This window comes from Clostridium amylolyticum (assembly GCF_900142075.1).
GTDB lineage: Bacteria > Bacillota > Clostridia > Clostridiales > Clostridiaceae > Clostridium_AA > Clostridium_AA amylolyticum.
This window is the reverse complement of record NZ_FQZO01000005.1, coordinates 116,213-133,249: the sequence shown is the minus strand read 5'-3', so window position 1 is coordinate 133,249 and position 17,037 is coordinate 116,213. Positions and strand designations below refer to the sequence as shown.

Annotated in this window: 15 protein-coding genes; 12 read left to right on the top strand and 3 right to left on the bottom strand. The window is 31.1% G+C overall.

Annotation, left to right across the window (positions count from 1 at the left end):
• The first annotated feature begins 17 nt into the window (after positions 1–17).
• Positions 18–1,007, top strand: coding sequence for a tRNA epoxyqueuosine(34) reductase QueG (queG, locus tag BUA82_RS12275; protein ID WP_073008537.1), 990 nt, complete (start codon positions 18–20; stop codon positions 1,005–1,007).
• A gap of 194 nt (positions 1,008–1,201) precedes the next feature.
• Here queG and nth read toward each other — a convergent pair whose 3' ends face one another.
• On the bottom strand, positions 1,202–1,852 hold the full coding sequence (nth, locus tag BUA82_RS12270; RefSeq protein WP_073008534.1) for an endonuclease III: 651 nt from the start codon (positions 1,850–1,852) through the stop codon (positions 1,202–1,204).
• Positions 1,836–2,717: a DMT family transporter gene (locus BUA82_RS12265; RefSeq protein WP_073008531.1), complete on the bottom strand. Its 882-nt coding sequence runs from the start codon at positions 2,715–2,717 to the stop codon at positions 1,836–1,838. Before BUA82_RS12265 ends, nth begins: the two co-directional genes overlap by 17 nt.
• A gap of 356 nt (positions 2,718–3,073) precedes the next feature.
• Between BUA82_RS12265 and BUA82_RS12260 the strand changes: the two genes are divergently transcribed.
• The 5 genes from BUA82_RS12260 to BUA82_RS12240 all read left to right on the top strand — a co-directional run bounded on the left by BUA82_RS12260 (position 3,074) and on the right by BUA82_RS12240 (position 8,063).
• Positions 3,074–3,976 (top strand): D-alanine--D-alanine ligase, encoded by a 903-nt coding sequence (locus BUA82_RS12260; RefSeq protein ID WP_073008528.1) that lies wholly within the window; start codon positions 3,074–3,076, stop codon positions 3,974–3,976.
• A gap of 133 nt (positions 3,977–4,109) precedes the next feature.
• Entirely contained in the window at positions 4,110–4,799 is a 690-nt protein-coding gene (locus BUA82_RS12255) for a phosphatase PAP2 family protein (RefSeq protein WP_083599926.1), read from the top strand.
• Positions 4,745–5,443, top strand: a complete 699-nt coding sequence (locus tag BUA82_RS12250; protein ID WP_073008525.1) for a response regulator transcription factor — start codon at positions 4,745–4,747, stop codon at positions 5,441–5,443. Before BUA82_RS12255 ends, BUA82_RS12250 begins: the two co-directional genes overlap by 55 nt.
• Positions 5,433–6,980 carry a sensor histidine kinase gene (locus BUA82_RS12245; RefSeq protein WP_073008522.1) on the top strand — a complete coding sequence of 516 codons (1,548 nt, stop codon included), beginning with the start codon at positions 5,433–5,435 and terminating at the stop codon, positions 6,978–6,980. Before BUA82_RS12250 ends, BUA82_RS12245 begins: the two co-directional genes overlap by 11 nt.
• Positions 6,981–7,046: 66 nt before the next feature.
• Positions 7,047–8,063 (top strand): glycoside hydrolase family 25 protein, encoded by a 1,017-nt coding sequence (locus tag BUA82_RS12240; protein WP_073008520.1) that lies wholly within the window; start codon positions 7,047–7,049, stop codon positions 8,061–8,063.
• 44 nt (positions 8,064–8,107) lie between these two features.
• Here the strand turns inward: BUA82_RS12240 and BUA82_RS12235 are convergent, their stop codons facing one another.
• Complete coding sequence (locus BUA82_RS12235; RefSeq protein WP_073008517.1) at positions 8,108–9,151, bottom strand: M42 family metallopeptidase; 1,044 nt, start codon at positions 9,149–9,151, stop codon at positions 8,108–8,110.
• A gap of 254 nt (positions 9,152–9,405) precedes the next feature.
• Here BUA82_RS12235 and BUA82_RS12230 point away from each other — a divergent pair, with 254 nt between their 5' ends.
• From BUA82_RS12230 to trmL, 6 genes are all read left to right on the top strand, one after another.
• A complete protein-coding gene (locus tag BUA82_RS12230; RefSeq protein WP_073008514.1) occupies positions 9,406–10,818 on the top strand; it encodes a VanW family protein in 1,413 nt (470 codons plus the stop codon).
• 145 nt (positions 10,819–10,963) lie between these two features.
• Entirely contained in the window at positions 10,964–11,905 is a 942-nt protein-coding gene (locus BUA82_RS12225; RefSeq protein ID WP_073008510.1) for an AAA family ATPase, read from the top strand.
• A 1-nt stretch (position 11,906) separates the two neighbouring features.
• Entirely contained in the window at positions 11,907–13,106 is a 1,200-nt protein-coding gene (locus BUA82_RS12220) for a DUF58 domain-containing protein (RefSeq protein ID WP_073008507.1), read from the top strand.
• Between the two features lie 8 nt (positions 13,107–13,114).
• On the top strand, positions 13,115–15,301 hold the full coding sequence (locus tag BUA82_RS12215) for a transglutaminase-like domain-containing protein (protein WP_073008504.1): 2,187 nt from the start codon (positions 13,115–13,117) through the stop codon (positions 15,299–15,301).
• A 68-nt stretch (positions 15,302–15,369) separates the two neighbouring features.
• The gene (locus tag BUA82_RS12210; RefSeq protein WP_073008501.1) at positions 15,370–16,221 is read left to right on the top strand and encodes a Cof-type HAD-IIB family hydrolase; all 852 of its coding nucleotides are present in this window, start codon (positions 15,370–15,372) and stop codon (positions 16,219–16,221) included.
• A gap of 342 nt (positions 16,222–16,563) precedes the next feature.
• Entirely contained in the window at positions 16,564–17,031 is a 468-nt protein-coding gene (trmL, locus tag BUA82_RS12205; protein ID WP_073008498.1) for a tRNA (uridine(34)/cytosine(34)/5-carboxymethylaminomethyluridine(34)-2'-O)-methyltransferase TrmL, read from the top strand.
• Positions 17,032–17,037 lie beyond the last annotated feature (6 nt).

Genomic DNA, 17,037 nt, shown 5'->3' with positions numbered 1-17,037 from the left:
CACAAAGGAGCAAGTTTATGGATAAAAAACAACTAATTTTAGATTTTTGTAAAAATCTAAAACTTGATAAAGTTGGATTTGTTCAGTGTAGAAAGTTTGAAGAATTAAGAAATTTCTTCGAAGAAAGAAAAGCATTAGGAACTGAAAATGAATTTGAAGAAAAAGATATTGAGAAAAGAATAGATCCTAATATATATCTTGAAGGGGGAAAGACTATAATTTCTATAGCTTTCCCTTATCTTCATAAGATAGAAACCAGAGAGAATTATGCATTTTCTGTATACACAAGAGGACAAGACTATCATAGAGTGGTAAAGAAATATTTAGGGCAAATCTGTGAATATATTAAAGCTTTAGGAGGAGAAGCTGTAGCTTTAACAGACAGCAATGCCCTTCCTGAACGGTATATAGCATATTTAAGCGGTATAGGCTTTATAGGTAAAAATAATATGCTTATAACTAAGGAGTATGGCTCTTACGTGTTTTTAGGAGAGATAATAACCGATTTAGAGCTTACACCAGATTTTCCAGAAAGAAACCATGAAATGCTTTTAAAACATGAAGAGTGTGGTGAAGAATGCACATTATGCTTTGATGAATGTCCAACAAAATCCATTAATCCAGTAAAAAAGAATGCCAATATATGCATGTCCTATATAACACAAAAAAAAGATTTAGAAGATAAATGGCTGCCACTGTTAAATGGAAGACTTTTTGGCTGTGATTCCTGTCAAAAAAAATGCAGATACAATCAGCTTATAAGGCTTTCTCCTCTAGAAGAATTTAAGCCCCATAAGTATATGGAAGAACACAATACCGATGAGATCATAAATATGGGAAAAAAGACCTTCAAAGAAAAATACCTCATCACCTCCTGTGGCTGGAGAGGAAAAGCGGTACTTCAACGAAACGCCATGATAAGAAAGGTATATTTTGAAAAAGGAAGTTTAGAGGGCTTTAAATCAAACTCGGAGCAGTTAAACAAGCTTAAAGAGAAGCTTGTTTAAATTTAAAATTTAGAATTGAGAATGAAGGAGGATGTTTTCCTGAGAGTGCATCAGAAAAACTTCAAATATAGTTTTTAAAAAGAGAAGCTTCAGCTGAAGCTTCTCTTCATTTACATAAATTCTAAGAAACTCTGTGAGTTTCCACATTCATCCGTTCTAAATTCTAAATTCTAAATTCTAAATTCTCAATTAAATTATGCCTTCTCAATTCTTAATTTTAAATTATTTTTATAATAATCACAGTTTTCTCTTATTACGCATCTGCCGCAGTCGGGTTTTCTGGCGTAGCAGCATCTTCTGCCGTGGAAGATTATGAGATGATGGGCTAGTGACCATTCTTTTTTGGGGAGTTCTTTCATGAGCTGATTTTCAGTTTCTTGAACATTTGGAGCGTTGGCTAGACCTATTCTGTTGGAAACCCTAAACACATGGGTATCCACAGCTATAGCTGGCACTCCAAAGGCATTGGATAGCACTACATTAGCGGTTTTTCTTCCTGCACCAGCTAAAGAGGTGATTTCTTCCATGGTTCTTGGAACCTCACCATGAAAGTTCTCTTTAAGCTGCCTGCACATAGTAAGTACATTTTTAGCTTTACTTTTATAAAGACCTATAGTTTTTATTCTTTGCTGCAACTCTTCCTCAGTAAGCGTCAAAAAATCATCCACTGTGGGGTAATCTTTAAACAAGGTTTCAGTAACTTCATTAACCTTTTTATCTGTAGTCTGGGCAGATAATATGGTAGCCACTAAAAGCTGAAAAGGCGTCTCATGATTAAGCTCGCATTTAGCATCTGGATATTCTTCTTTTAAACTTTCCAATACAATCTTAGTTCTTTTTTTCATAACAGAGTCCTTTCCTAATTTTAAATTTATTATATATAAATATTCCTATGGATGCGCTTGTTATTAAAGTATAACCTATAATGCTCCACTTATCTGGAATTTCGCTGAATATAAAGAATCCAAATAGTGCTGCAAATAGAATTTGAGTGTAGTCGTATATGGATATTTCACTGGCTGGTGCATACTTATAAGCAGCAGTAAGAGAAAATTGAGCTATGGAAGCAAAGGTTCCCGCTGCCATAAGATATAAAAATTGTATAAGGGTTATAGGTTTATATACCAATATCACAAAGGGCAGTATTGTTATTATGGACACAAAGGAAAAATAAAAAACTATAGTATAGTATTTTTCACGGCCTCCCAAGTATCTAACAAAGGTATAAGCACCTCCTGCAAAGAGAGCAGAAGCTAGACCTATTAAAGATGGAAATGTATCTGAAGAAAATCCTGGTTTTATTATGAAAATGCTTCCTAAGAAAGCTAAAATAAGTGCTATCACTTGAGAAGGTTTTATTTTCTCCTTTAAAAAAATAAGAGAAAAAATAATAACAAAAAAAGGACTTAATTTGTTAAGCATCACAGAGTCAGATAGCACTAAATGATCAATGGCATAAAAATTCGCTACTATACCTATGGTTCCTAGAATAGAGCGACCTAATAGATATTTTTGATTTTCCCTTTTACCAAAAAAACTTTCTTTGTTTATAACTATAAGCACAAAAGCGAGTATTAAGGAAACAATATTTCTAAAAAAGGTTTTTTCTATGGAAGGAATATCTCCAGATAGCTTTACAAATATGCCCATGCCTGCAAAGCCAAAGGCGGAGATTATTATATACACTATTCCTTTTGTCTTATTACTCATTCAACCAGTCCTTTACTAATTTAAAATTGAGAATTCAGGAAGAAACTCACAGAGTTTCAATGATATTATGTAGAAAATCCCTTCAGAAAGTTTATTTTTTTATACACTTTAAAGTTTTTCTGATGCTTTTTCAGAAAAACTATCCTTCATTCTACATTCTCAATTCTAAATTCTAAATTAAATTGAGAATTTCCAATTCTCAATTTATTATATGTAATCTGAGTAAAAAGGTCAACTTTATAAGATGTATATTGGGGAGATAGAGTCTTTTTGTTTTTATTATATGGTGGTATAATAATCAAAGGTCTAAGTAGTGAATATAATAATTAGATGAGACAAGTTGCGGAGGGATGTATATGAAAATAGGTGTGATAATGGGTGGAATATCCTCTGAAAGAGAGATTTCATTGCAAAGTGGAGAGTCTATGGTAAAATATTTACAAGACACCAAATATGATGTTGTACCTATAATTATTGATAATAAAGAAGATATTTTTGAAAAAATAAAGGGAATAGATTTTGCACTTTTAGCGCTTCATGGAAAGTTTGGTGAAGATGGAACTGTGCAAGCAGTGCTTCAGACTTTAGGAGTACCTTACTCTGGCTGTGATGCTTTAAGCAGTGCACTTTGTATGGATAAAGATCTTACTAAAAAGGTATTACAGGCTTCAGGGGTTAGAATTGCAAAATGGTTTAATGTTAGAAGTATAAATGACATAAGTTATGGTAAAATTAAAGAGATGGGATATCCAGTGGTTATTAAACCAAACAATGGAGGATCTAGTGTTGCTACTTTTATTATTCACCAGGAAGAAGAGGTGGAAAAAGCAGTTCTAGAAGGATTGAAATGGGATAACGAAGTTATGATAGAAGAATATATTAAAGGTGATGAGATTACTTGTCCAATACTTGATGGAGAATTGTACCCAATACTAGCAATAAAGCCAAAAGCTTCTTTTTTCGATTATACTGCTAAGTACGCTGATGGTGGAGCAGATGAGTTTATCGTAGAGTTAGAAGAAAACTTAGAAAAAGAAGTTGAAAAAATGGCTTTGGAGTGCTGGAAGGCTCTTAAATGTAGTGTGTATGCTAGAGTAGATATGATAGTTAGAGATGGGATACCCTATATTTTAGAAATAAATACTCTACCAGGTATGACTAAAAATAGTCTTTTCCCTAAAAGTGCCGCAGGAAAAGGGGTAAGCTTTAGCAGGCTTCTAGAGCTAATTATAGAAAAGTCATTAAATGTAAGAGCTTAATTGTTTTATAATTAATTCCCTTGTAACTTTTACAGGGGATTTTGTTTTTAAATAATTTATAAATATTTAAGGGTTTTATTAAGAAAAAGTTAAGATTTGTATATTATTATTATATTGAGAAGGAGGGGTTTATATGGAGGACATTAAAGTAATTAATGAAATTAAAAACAATAAAAAAGAAATTATGTTCCTTATTATATATTTATTGTCAGGATCGCTTTATATGCTGTTTAATAAGCCAGGGGATAGGCTGTATAGCTTAATGACAGAACTGGATAATATGATTCCATTTACAAGAGAATTTATAATATTTTACTGTTCGTGGTATCTATTTTTACCTATTGTGATAATAGGATTATACCTTAAGGAGAGAGAAGGGTACTTTAAACTTCTTATGGGTTTTTCTTTAGGGATGATGTGCTGTTATTTAATTTATGCCTTATTTCAGACCACTGTACCAAGACCAGAGATCGTAGGTAATGACATTTATAGCAATCTTACAAGAAGAATTTATGCCAACGATAATCCCTTTAATTGCTTTCCGAGTATACATGTGTTTACCACAGCTTACTCCTGTTTTGTTATAAAGGAAGGATATTTTAGAGATAAGTTATTGTTTAGGCATTCTCTCAATATATTAGGTATATTAATTATACTTTCTACATTATTTGTAAAACAGCATGTGGTTTTGGATGGTGTAGGTGGTGTTGTTCTTGCTTTTTTAATGTATAGATTAATGTACAAACCGGAAGGAGAGAAACTGCTTCAATGGATAAAGAAAAAATACTCATCGTTGATGATGAAAAAGAAATTAGAGATTTAATAGATATTTATTTAAGAAATGAAGGATATGACACCCTAAAGGCTTCCGATGGTATGGAAGCCCTGAATATTTTGAATAACAATGATGTGCAGCTTATTATACTTGACGTAATGATGCCTAAATTAGATGGAATACAAGCTTGCATGAAAATTAGAGAAGAAAAAAACACCCCAATAATAATGCTTTCTGCTAAGTCAGAAGACATGGATAAAATCATGGGTTTAACCACTGGGGCTGATGATTATATAACTAAACCCTTTAACCCATTAGAGCTTATTGCTAGAGTAAAGTCACAATTAAGAAGATATATAAAATTGAACAATAATGCTTCATACAAAACTAAAGACTTTATTGAAATTGATGATTTAACAATAAACACTGAAACTCATGAGGTTATAGTAGAGGGTAAATTAGTAAGGCTTACTCCAAGGGAGTTTGAAATACTAGAACTCTTAGCAAGGAATAGAGGCAAGGTTTTTAGTATAGAAAATATATATGAAAGCGTATGGAAAGAAAGCTTTATACAATCAGATAATACAGTAATGGTTCATATAAGAAAAATAAGAGAAAAAACAGAAGCGGACCCAAGAAAACCTCGATATATTAAAACCGTATGGGGAGTGGGATACAAAATTGAAAAATAGCAAGAAAGGCAGATTAAAGAGGCGGTTTAGCAAGATATTAAACAGCAGGCTTTTTAAACCATTTAAAAAGTTATGGGATATATTTTTAAATAGGATGAAAAAAAGTATAAGGTTTGAGCTGGTGGTGGTTTTTGGAGTATGCTTTATCATAGCCTTAATTGCTTTTGGAATAGGCAATAGCTTATTTTCTGGTAAAGTAACAGAATCCCATATGGAGTATGACCAATCCGTAAACAATATAAATTACAGAGCCGGGGACTTAGTGAGGAGTATTAATTCCAGTAAGCTTAGTTCAAGTGAAACAGATAAGCTTAAAGCTATAATAAAGAATAATTTTTCCAATCGTAGCGATGATAAGGTAATTATTACTGATTTAGATGGTAATGTAATAGTTAAAAGTGATAATGCTTCTGAAACTAAAATTGATATTTACACAATGTTAAAAAACTCCATTGAAAGTAATAATATTAGGAAAAATAATTTTGAAGGTAAGAGAGTAGATGGTGTTTATCCTATTGATTTAAAGGATACTAAAGCCTATGTTATAACTAGTGCGGTACCTACAGCGCAGCTTATAGAACATACCTATATTAGACAAAATTCTTTGTTGGCTCTTTTAGTTGCCGTTGCTAGCTTTATAATTTCTTTTATAATAATTACTAATAATCAAATGAAGTATATTCAAGAAATCTCAAAGGGTTTAAAGGAAATATCTACAGGTGACCTAAGTTATAGGATACCAAAAAAAAGTGAAGATGAACTAGGTACCTTGGCAGGAAATATTAATTTTATGGCTCAGGAAATCCAAATTAAAATAGAAAATGAAAGAAAAGCGGAAAAAACTAAAAATGAGCTTATAACTAATGTTTCTCATGATTTAAGAACCCCGCTTACATCGGTAATGGGATACTTAGGCCTTGTTAAGGACGGTAAATATAGTGATGAAAAAGAAATGAAAGAGTATTTAAGTATTGCATTTAACAAAGCAGAAAGATTAAAAATACTTATAGATGATTTATTTGAATACACTAAGCTTACTAATGCAAACGTTAATATAGAACTAAAAAAAGTTAATTTAAATGAGTTTTTAGAACAGTTAATTGAAGAGCTTAGACCTTATTATGAAGAAAGTGAATTGACTTTAAAAGTTTTTTTACCTGAGGAAAAGGTATATGTTAATGTAGATACTAATAAGATGCTTAGAGTTTTTGAAAACTTATTTACCAATGCCATTAAATATAGCCGTAAACCAAGTGATGTGAAAATTAATTTGGAAAGATTTACAGAAACTGCTGTTTTCAGTATAAGCAATATAGGGGAAAGTTTATCAAAAGAAAAACTATCAATGATATTTGAAAGATTTTATAGGGCAGATGAAGCTAGAAATAGTTCTGTTTCTGGTAGCGGCTTAGGACTTGCTATAACTAAAAATATAGTTGAACTTCATGGAGGTAAGGTATGGGCTAACTGTGAGGAAGAGTTAATAACCTTTTATGTTCAGTTTCCATTGCTTAAAGAAAACTCCTATGAAAATTAAATTTTTGTAACTAAATTTAATAAACTTAATATGTTAATAGTGTAAGCATATATTTTTGGAGGAAAAATGCAAAGTCCTAATGCAGGAAGTTTATTTGGAATAGACATAAATGAATTTAGTCAAAATGTTAATTTTCAAGTGCTAGCTAGAACTGTTGACTTTTTGTATTTAAGATCATCGGGTTCTGGTAGTGGCAGATTTAGAGTAGACAGAAAATTTTTGGAGTTTGCAAAGGCAAGCAGAGATTTTGGAATACCTGTAGGAGCATACCATTATGCACTTCCTACTACTAGCCTCCCAGCAGCAGATGCTCAAGCAGATGATTTTGCCAATATATTACAACAAGGTTTTGGAACCGGGGATTACGGAGATCTTTTTCCAGTTATAGATGTAGAAGCCCCTTTGGACAAATCCTTAACTACAGAACAACTAGTTAATTGGGTGGATAGGTTTAGAAGAAGATTTGAAAGTAAAACTAGAAGAAGATTAATGATATATACTGGCGCTTTTTTTATTGATTTATATAATAACTTCTATATACCAGGAAGAGGATTTCCTTTAAGTAATATGCCCTTGTGGATAGCTATGTATACTTCTATTCCAGGAAATCCACCTATTCCTAAAGACCAAGGCGGATGGACTAGATGGCGGATATGGCAGTATAGTGAAAGTGGAAATGTAAATGGAGTAGATTCACCCACTGACTTAAACTTTGGACCTAACAATATTGATTTATTAAGGCCACCAAGGGATGTAGCTGGATTAAGAGTTTATGAGGATGCAAGAAATATTTATGTTTCATGGAATCCTAACCCAGATGTTGATTTAGGAGGGTATAATATTTTCCTAAATAGCAATTACGTAGCTACTTTAAATAAAGGAAGAAACTCTTACGTCATTCCTAAGTCAAAATATGGTGTAACTGCTACTTCTCCTGTGAACATTGGAGTAGAGGCTTTTGATACAGATGGAGATTTTTCTAAAGAAAGAACCATAGTGACTTTAAATAGAGGACAAAGAAATGTTCAATTTACTAACAGCGAATTTTATATAGATGAAAATGGAAACTTTCATTTTCTATAATAAAACCTAAAGGGATTCTTATTTAAGAATCCCTTTAGGTTTTATTAGGTTAAGGAATATTCTAATATTAGTTTGGCAGTGGCATTTAAAGCATCTGTATGAGTTCTTTCATAGGCATGAGAAGCAAATACTCCTGGACCTATCAAAGCTGTTTTAAAATCCCAGCCGGCAGATACAACTGCAGAAGCATCAGAACCATAATATGGGTATATATCTATTTTATACTCGATATTTTTATTTTTACATACATTAATTAGTTTCTTTCTAAGTTCTAAATCATAAGGACCTGATGAATCCTTAGCGCAGATGCACACTGCGTATTCTGAAGAGTTTTGTCCAGGACCTGGAGCACCCATATCTACAGCTATAAATTCTTTAGTGTTAATTGGTTGAGCTGCAGTGGCACCATGACCTACTTCTTCATAATTGCTCATAAAGAAATTAGTGGTGTAAGGAAGCTGAATTTTATTATTAATAATATATTCAATTACATATAATAATGTTGCAGCACTGGCTTTATCATCTAAATGCCTGCTTTTAACAAAACCTTTTTCGGTAAAGGTGGTTCTAGTGTCAAAGCTTACAAAATCACCAACATTGATACCAAGCTTTTCAACTTCTTCAGCTTTGAAAACTTTTTCATCAAGAATTATTTCCATGTTTTCAGGAACCTTTTTTAATTCTCTAGCTTCATTGCCGCTTATATGCACAGAAGGTTTTATATTTTGTATGGTACCAGTATAAATATTACCCTCTAAAGTTTCTATAAGACAGTTTTCACCATCTACAGAAGACATCATAAAACCACCTATAGGAGTAACTGCTAAAGCACCGTTGGATTTTATTTCCTTTACCATTGCTCCTAAAGTATCAATATGGGCCGAGAAGGTTCTTTGGTAATTATCATTCTTACCTTTTATAGTAGCTATTACCGCTCCTTTATTGGTAACGGTATAATCCACTCCTAAAGATCTAAATTGATTTATAAGATAATCTACAGCTTTTAAAGTATTCCCAGTGGGACTTGAAATTTCTAATAAATCTTTAAGATATTTTAATATTTTATTAGTATCAATTTTATCTATCATATAATTCACCTCAATTTAATTATACATGTTGTTTTAAAAATATATAATACAATTTTAAATTAATATTATAATATAATGAATATTGTAGCTATTAATTTATCATTATATAATAAACATTGTAACTATTATACTAAATTATCGTATTTAATAACGAGAGTAGAAAGATTAAGATGAAATTGTAAACTTTTTTTAAATTTTTATTTTAAATATATTATTGCATATAGTATAATAATTAGTGAAAGAAGGAGGATACTATGGGTGAGAAAGTGAAAAATAAAAAAAATAAGACTCCATTTATTATAGCTTCAATTGCGGCTATAGTTATTATTGGAGGAGCTTCAGCATATACTGCACATACTTATTCTAAGGTAAATCAGTGGAATAATAATATTTATCCTGGTATTAAAATTGGAAATACCGATGTTTCTGGTAAAACCAAAGAAGAAGCATTGAATATATTAAATGAAAAATATAAGGATAAAATAAGCAATAGTAAAATTACAGTAAAGGTTAATGACAAGGATTATAATCTTGAACTTAACAAGTTAGACGTTAAATATAATATGGATGAAGTGGTTAATGAAGCATATAACTATGGTAAAGACCTGAAAATGTTTAATAAATATTCATTAATTAAAAATCCTACTGAAAAGAATATATCTACTAAGTTTACCTATAATAAAGAAATTATAACTAGTTTTTCAAATAGTATAGCAAAAGAGTTAGATAAGAATCCTACAGATGCTAAAATTAAAATTAATAATGGAAGTATAAATATTACTCCAGATATAAAAGGCTATAAAGTAGATACAGCAGACCTGGAAAAGCAAATTAACGATAAGTTAGCTGAGGGAATACAGGAAAATATTGTTGTACAAGCTAAAGCTCAGGTAGTAGAACCAAAGGTTACCAAAGAAGCTTTAAGTAAGATTAATGGTAAGATATCTTCTTATAGCACTAATTTCTCCTCTTCCGGTGCTCCAAGAGCTCATAATGTAGGTCTTGCAGCTAGCGCTATTAATGGTAAACTTTTAATGCCTGGTGAAGTATTTAGTTATAATGACACTGTAGGTGAAAGATCTAAGGCAAGAGGATATCAAGATGCAGCCGTATATGTAGGGGATAAGGTTGAACAAGGAATTGGCGGAGGAATATGTCAAGTTTCTAGTACCCTTTATGTGGCAGCCATGATGGCCAATTTAAGATCTGTAGATAGAACAAATCATTCTATGCCAGTTAGCTATTTAAAGGTTGGAATGGATGCTACAGTAGTGTGGGGAGCAATAGACTACAAATTTAAAAATAATTATGATTTCCCAATATATATAGAATCCTCTACCAGCAATAGAAATCTCGTATTTAATATATATGGTAGTAAAGAAGGTATGGGAGGAAAAAGCTATCAATTAGTTTCTGATATAGTAAAGGTAAATGAACCAAAGGTTAAAACCATTGAAGATCCAAACTTGGAAGAAGGAAAAACTGAATGGGAAAAGAAACCAGTAACCGGTTATGTTGCAAAATCTTATTTAGTTACTTATCAAGATGATAAAGAAATTAAAAGAGAAGCCGTTACTACAGATACTTATAGGACCGTAGATGGAGTTCTGAAAAAAGGAACAAAAAAAGCAACCCCTCCTAGCGGAGAGGCGGCTAAAACACCTTAATAAAAAAATTAAGCCTTTGCTTATAATAAAGCAAAGGCTTAAACTTTATAATTTTGTAAAAGTAATAAAAAACATTCAATTATAGTATTGATTTACAAATGTATGGTAGAATAATAATTAGCAATATTATGGTAGAGGTGAAAATATGAACAAAGAAAACCTAATAATAGAGAAAGTTATAGACAGTGTGAGTAATGTCATAATTGGAAAGAAAGATGCTATTACTGATATTATGAAAGGAATTATTGCTGGTGGACATATACTTATTGAAGATGTTCCTGGTGTAGGTAAGACTACTCTTATTAAAGCTCTTTCAAAATCCCTTAGCCTATCCTATAGCAGAATTCAATTTACTCCTGATTTATTGCCCTCTGATATTACTGGTATATCTATATATAATCAAAAGGATATGGAGTTCCAATTTAAAAAAGGACCTATATTTTCCAATGTGGTATTAGCAGATGAAATAAACAGAACTTCACCTAAAACTCAATCAGCATTATTGGAGGTTATGGAAGAAAGGCAGGTATCAGAAGGAAATCATACCTATAAATTAGAAAAGCCATTTATAGTTTTGGCCACTCAAAACCCTGTAGATTATGAAGGAACCTTCATACTCCCGGAGGCTCAGTTGGATAGATTTGTGATGAAGGTTAAAATAGGATATCCTTCTAAGGAATCAGAAATAGATATTTTAGATATATATAGAGAAGAAGATCCTATGGATAAAATTGAGCCAGTAGCTTCTGGAGAGGACATAATTTATCTTCAAAAAAAGGTTAAAGAAGTTAAGGCAACTAGAGCTATAAATGAGTATATAGTGGATATCGCAAATATAACTAGAGATAGTCAGTATATTACTTTAGGGGTTAGTCCCAGAGCTGCTCTTTCACTTCTTAGGATATCTCAAGCCAGCGCCTTAATTAAAGGACGAAATTACGTAATACCTGAGGATGTTAAAGAAAATATGTCTTTAGTTTTAGGTCATAGAATCATACTGTCTTCTCTAGGTAAGGCTAATGGATATACTGAAGAAGATATTTTACAAGATTTAATTAAGCGGGTAAGTGTCCCAAAGGTAGGATAATATGATACGAATAAATTATAAATTTATTATACTTATGGTTATGGCATATATATTTGCATATATACAAGGTGGAAATCTTCCATATACATTGTTTTACACCTTTGCAGTAACCCTAGTTGCTTCTTTTATTTTATCTATTATATATTTAATAAATATTAAAATCAGTGTTAGCTTACCAGAAAGAGAGTATTACTGTGGCATTAATGAGACCTTAATAATTAGTATTAAAAATAGAAGCATTTTTTTTATACCTTACATAATTATTAAAAACAATGCTTTACAAAGCTTGTTTCCTCATTACAGTGGAGAAATATTTTCTTTAAGATATGGTGAAGAAGTGGATTTGAAGTATAACATGAATTTTAGTATTAGAGGAGTATACAATTTAGGAAGTTTTATTGTATGGGTTAGAGATATATTTGGAGTAGTGGATTTAAAAAGAAAAGAAGACAAAAATAAAATTATTAAAGTTTACCCAAGAATTTATTCCATTGAAGAAAAAATATTTAAAGGCAATGACATTTTCAAAAATACTTTTAGAAGCAAAAGTAGTATAGAGGACACTTATTCTGCCAGGGATATGAGAAGATATCAAGAAGGAGATAGTCTTAAGAGGATTAACTGGAAGGTTAGTGCAAAACAGCAAGAACTATATATAAAAAATTATGAAACAGTATCAGGAGAAGAATTTGCACTATTTTTAGATATGAATGAAGCTAATTATACATTAGATTCAAAAGGAATAAAGGAAGAAATGATGATAGATTTTGCGTTATCCCTTATATCTACCATGACAGATAGAGCTGTTGAAATGAAACTTTTCTTGAATAATAAACTAGGTACAAGCTTTAATATAGAAGAAAAAGAAGATTTTCAAAAGATAAGGGAGTTCTTTTTGGCAGAAAAAAGTAACGGCAAGAATAATATCATAGATTTCATGCAAAAAAATATTAATAAGCTACACACTAAAAGCGGAGTAGGTATAATAACCGCCAGAGTATCTGAAGCTTTAGTAAATTATATAATAGAAAGTAAGGAAAAAGGCTATGGAATGGTTCTATTTATAGCAGAAGAAAATGAAGTGTCAGATGAATATAAAGATATTTTAAAAAGATTAGATATACACTGTTATAATATTAAATCACTACTTAAAGGGGAGCAAGAGGAAGATATAGCCTTTGAAGAAGTGGTGACAAGATAGGTGAGAGTATGAAATGGTTAAATAAAAACAAAATAAATATTATGCTTATTTATCTAAATATATTATTCTCTATTGGAGTTATGAAAAAGGCTTATAGAATGGAAAATTATAGTTATTTAACTATAATTTTATTAATATCCATAGGGGTTTTAGTCTATTGGATTTGTCACAGCATATTATATCGCAGTGAGCAAAAGGTTGTTTTTTTCCTTATTATTGTTGCGATTTTACTAGGAGCATTGATATTATTTCGAGAAAGTCTTTCAACCTTTATCTATAACGGAATTGTAAAAAATATAGAATATATAAATACAAGTTTATATAAAGGAAAAAATACTAGCTTTTATCAATTTAAAAGTATTTTTATCATAACTATACCCTTTATTACCATAGTGGTTTTATGGCTATGCCAAAGAGGATTTCTTGATTCATTAATAATATTAAACTTTTCTATTTTAATGTTTTTGTGGATGTTAGACTATGTTAATGAAGTAAAGGGAAGTTTATTTAAATTTTCTGTGTTAAGTATAATTACCTACTCCATAAACAACCACAATGTATTTATGAATAGAATGAACACCCTAAGAATTAAGCAAAATATCAAACCCATAAGCGTTATAATACCTATTTCCATACTTGCGGTAATCCTATCTTCATTAATAAGTTATATGCCACAGAGCATAGAGGGAAAATATACTAAAACTATAATAGATAAATTTAATAATAGTTTTTCTCCATCAGCTTCAGGAGAGGGTTCATTAAAGGTGAAAAGTAATTTGTACAGCTTATCTCAGTCGGGGTATTCGAATACAGAGAGAAAACTAGGTGGCTCTTTAACTCTTAATAATGCTTTAGTTCTTAAAGTAGATAGCAGTAAACCATATTATTTGAAGGGATCAGTTAAGGAAATATATAACGGAAGCTCCTGGAAAACAAATAAAAAAGATTTTTCTCAAAAGAAAGAATTTGAATATGCAAAAGCTCAAGTGGTTACTGAGGGTATGATACCTCAAAATTCCATTATTGTATATCCAGAGAATAAAAATAATTCTACTATATTTGTACCCAGCTATCCACTTAATATAGATATTGACAAAGGGGAAGTATATATAAATGAGGAAAGTAGCACCGCAGCATTTTCAGGAGTTATGAATAGTAATTACGTTATAAGTTTTTTAGAAGAAGATTATTTTTACAATAAGGTAATATATAATAAAAAGAATATAATGAGTGTAAGAGAAAATGCTGAAAGTAAAAAAGAATATTTACAATTACCTGAAAGTATAAGTTTAAGAACCATAGAATTGGTGGAAAAAATAGTAGCTGGAAGTAAGAATAATTATGAAAAGGCTGAGAAAATAAGGAAGTACATAAGCGATAACTATTCTTATACCCTCCAGGTTTCTGAAGTGCCATCAGGTAAAGATTTTGTAGATTATTATTTATTTGAAGAGAAGAAGGGATACTGCGTATACTCTGCTTCTGCATTTACTATAATGCTTAGGATTGCGGGTATTCCAGCTAGGTATGTGGAAGGATTTAAAATGCCTCCAGAAAAAAGCAGCCAGGGACTATACAAAGTTACCAACGAAGATGCCCATGCATGGACAGAAGCTTATCTTGATGATGGATATAATTCTTACTGGGTTACCATGGATACCTCTACAACCCCTACGGAGCAAAGACTTAGAAATCAAGGAGATAATGCTGGAAATGATCAGCAAGAAGAAAACTTGCCTTTGCCTCAGCAAAACAAACCAGAAGAAAAGCCTGAAGATACAACTGTAGAACAGCCTAAGTCTAGCATTCCCATTAATAAAGTACCTAAAAGTCTCTATTTTGTTTTAGGTATAGTTAGCATAATAATATTAAAAGCTATATTAAATAAAGCTAAGTATACAAAGATAGTAAATAATAATAGTATAATACCACTTTATAAGTATTCATTAAGAAGAATGGAGAGCTTAGGATATAACAAATCACTATCACAAACAGACAAAGAATTTGTGAAGAATATTCACCATGAAGAGTCTAAAAAGCAAATGATAAAGCTAGTGGATCTTGTATATGAAGAATACTATGGTGGAATAGAAACTAATATTAATAAAAAGGCTATATTAGAGAAAATAGAAAAATCTATAAAAAAGGAAAGTAAAAATAGGGTAATCTATTTTGCCAAGAGATATTTTCTATAGATAAAAATTGTTATACTAGAATGAAAATATGTAATTTGATCATTGCATTGCACAAAGGAGATTAAAAGATGAAATATAAACTTATTTGTACAGATATGGATGGCACATTATTAAATACATCCCATGAAGTTAGTGAGAGGAATAAAATAGCTATTAATAAAGCTCATGAACTAGGAGTTAAAATAGCTATTGCTACTGGTAGAATGTATAATTCCGCAGCTTATTATGCAGATATAATTGGAGTTAAAGCTCCAGTTATATCTGCTAATGGAGCTTTTGTAAGAGGAAAAAATAAAGAGGATGTTATATATAAAAAGGTACTGGGAATGGATAATTGTATGAAAATATTAGCCATTTTAAACAAGTATGATATTATACCTCACTACCATACACCAGAAGCAGTTTTTTCAGGAGATTTAGTTTATTCAGCTAAAATATATAATGATAGGAATGATTCCGTACCGGATGAATTGAAAATAGATGTTAATATTATCAAGGATATGAATGAATGGGAGAAAGTATTTAGAGATCATGATGCAGATATATTAAAGTGTATTGGTGTAGATGAGGATGTAGAAAAAATATTAAAAGCAAAAGAAGAGCTAAGACAAATAGAAGATATAGAAGTGGTTAGCTCATATATAACAAATATTGAAATAAACGGTAAGGATGTTACAAAAGGAAGAGCAGTAGAGGTTTTAGCCTCATTATATAATATTGATAGAGATGAGATAATTTGTATAGGGGATAATGAAAATGATCTTTCTATGATAGAGTATGCTGGTCTAGGGGTAGCTATGGGTAATGCTGAAGAATATGTTAAGGAAAAGGCTGATTATGTAACTGCCACTAATGCAGAAGATGGAGTAGCAAAGGTAATTGAGAAATTTATAATTGAAGAATATTTAGAAAATAGATAATAATTAAGAGATAATAAGTAAGAGGTAATAAGTAATAGGTGATAGGTATAATTAGTTATAAAAACTCCATGAGTTTTATCCGATAGCTTAGCGCCAATTAATACCTCCACTTCTTTAAGTGGTGGGATAAGCGGAGCTAAGCTCCTGGATAAGTTCTTCTAAGCTTCAGCTGGAGTAAGTATTCCTTTTAAGCAAACGACCTCTGAAGCTAAGAATCACTTGATCCTTCACTCTTACCTCTTACCTCTTAGTTCTTACTTCTCCCATAATTTTGGCTTTTGACTTCACTATATAATTATTGTAGTATATTTAAGTAATAATTTATTAGTTGGAGGTATTTAAGTGAATTTAAATATAGTATTATTTCAGCCAGAAATTCCTCAGAACACAGGAAATATTGCACGTACTTGTGTATTAACAAACTCTAAGCTTCATTTAATAAAGCCTTTAGGTTTTAGCTTAGATGAGAAGCATTTAAAAAGAGCAGGCTTAGATTATTGGCCCTATTTAGATCTGGAAATTCATGAAAGCTATGAGGATTTGAGGAGCAAATATCCTCAAGGGGTCTTTTATTTATCTACCACCCATGGTAATAAATATTATGATGAAGTTAAGTTTAATTCCGGAGATTTTATTATTTTTGGGAGAGAATCATCTGGCCTTCCTCAATATATTAAAGATGAGAATTACGAAACATGTATCAGGGTACCCATGTTAGAAACCAGCACTCGTTCACTTAATTTATCAAATACAGTGGCAGTAGTAGCTTATGAAGCTTTAAGACAAAATGGGTTCCCAAATATGAAGTAGGGGGAT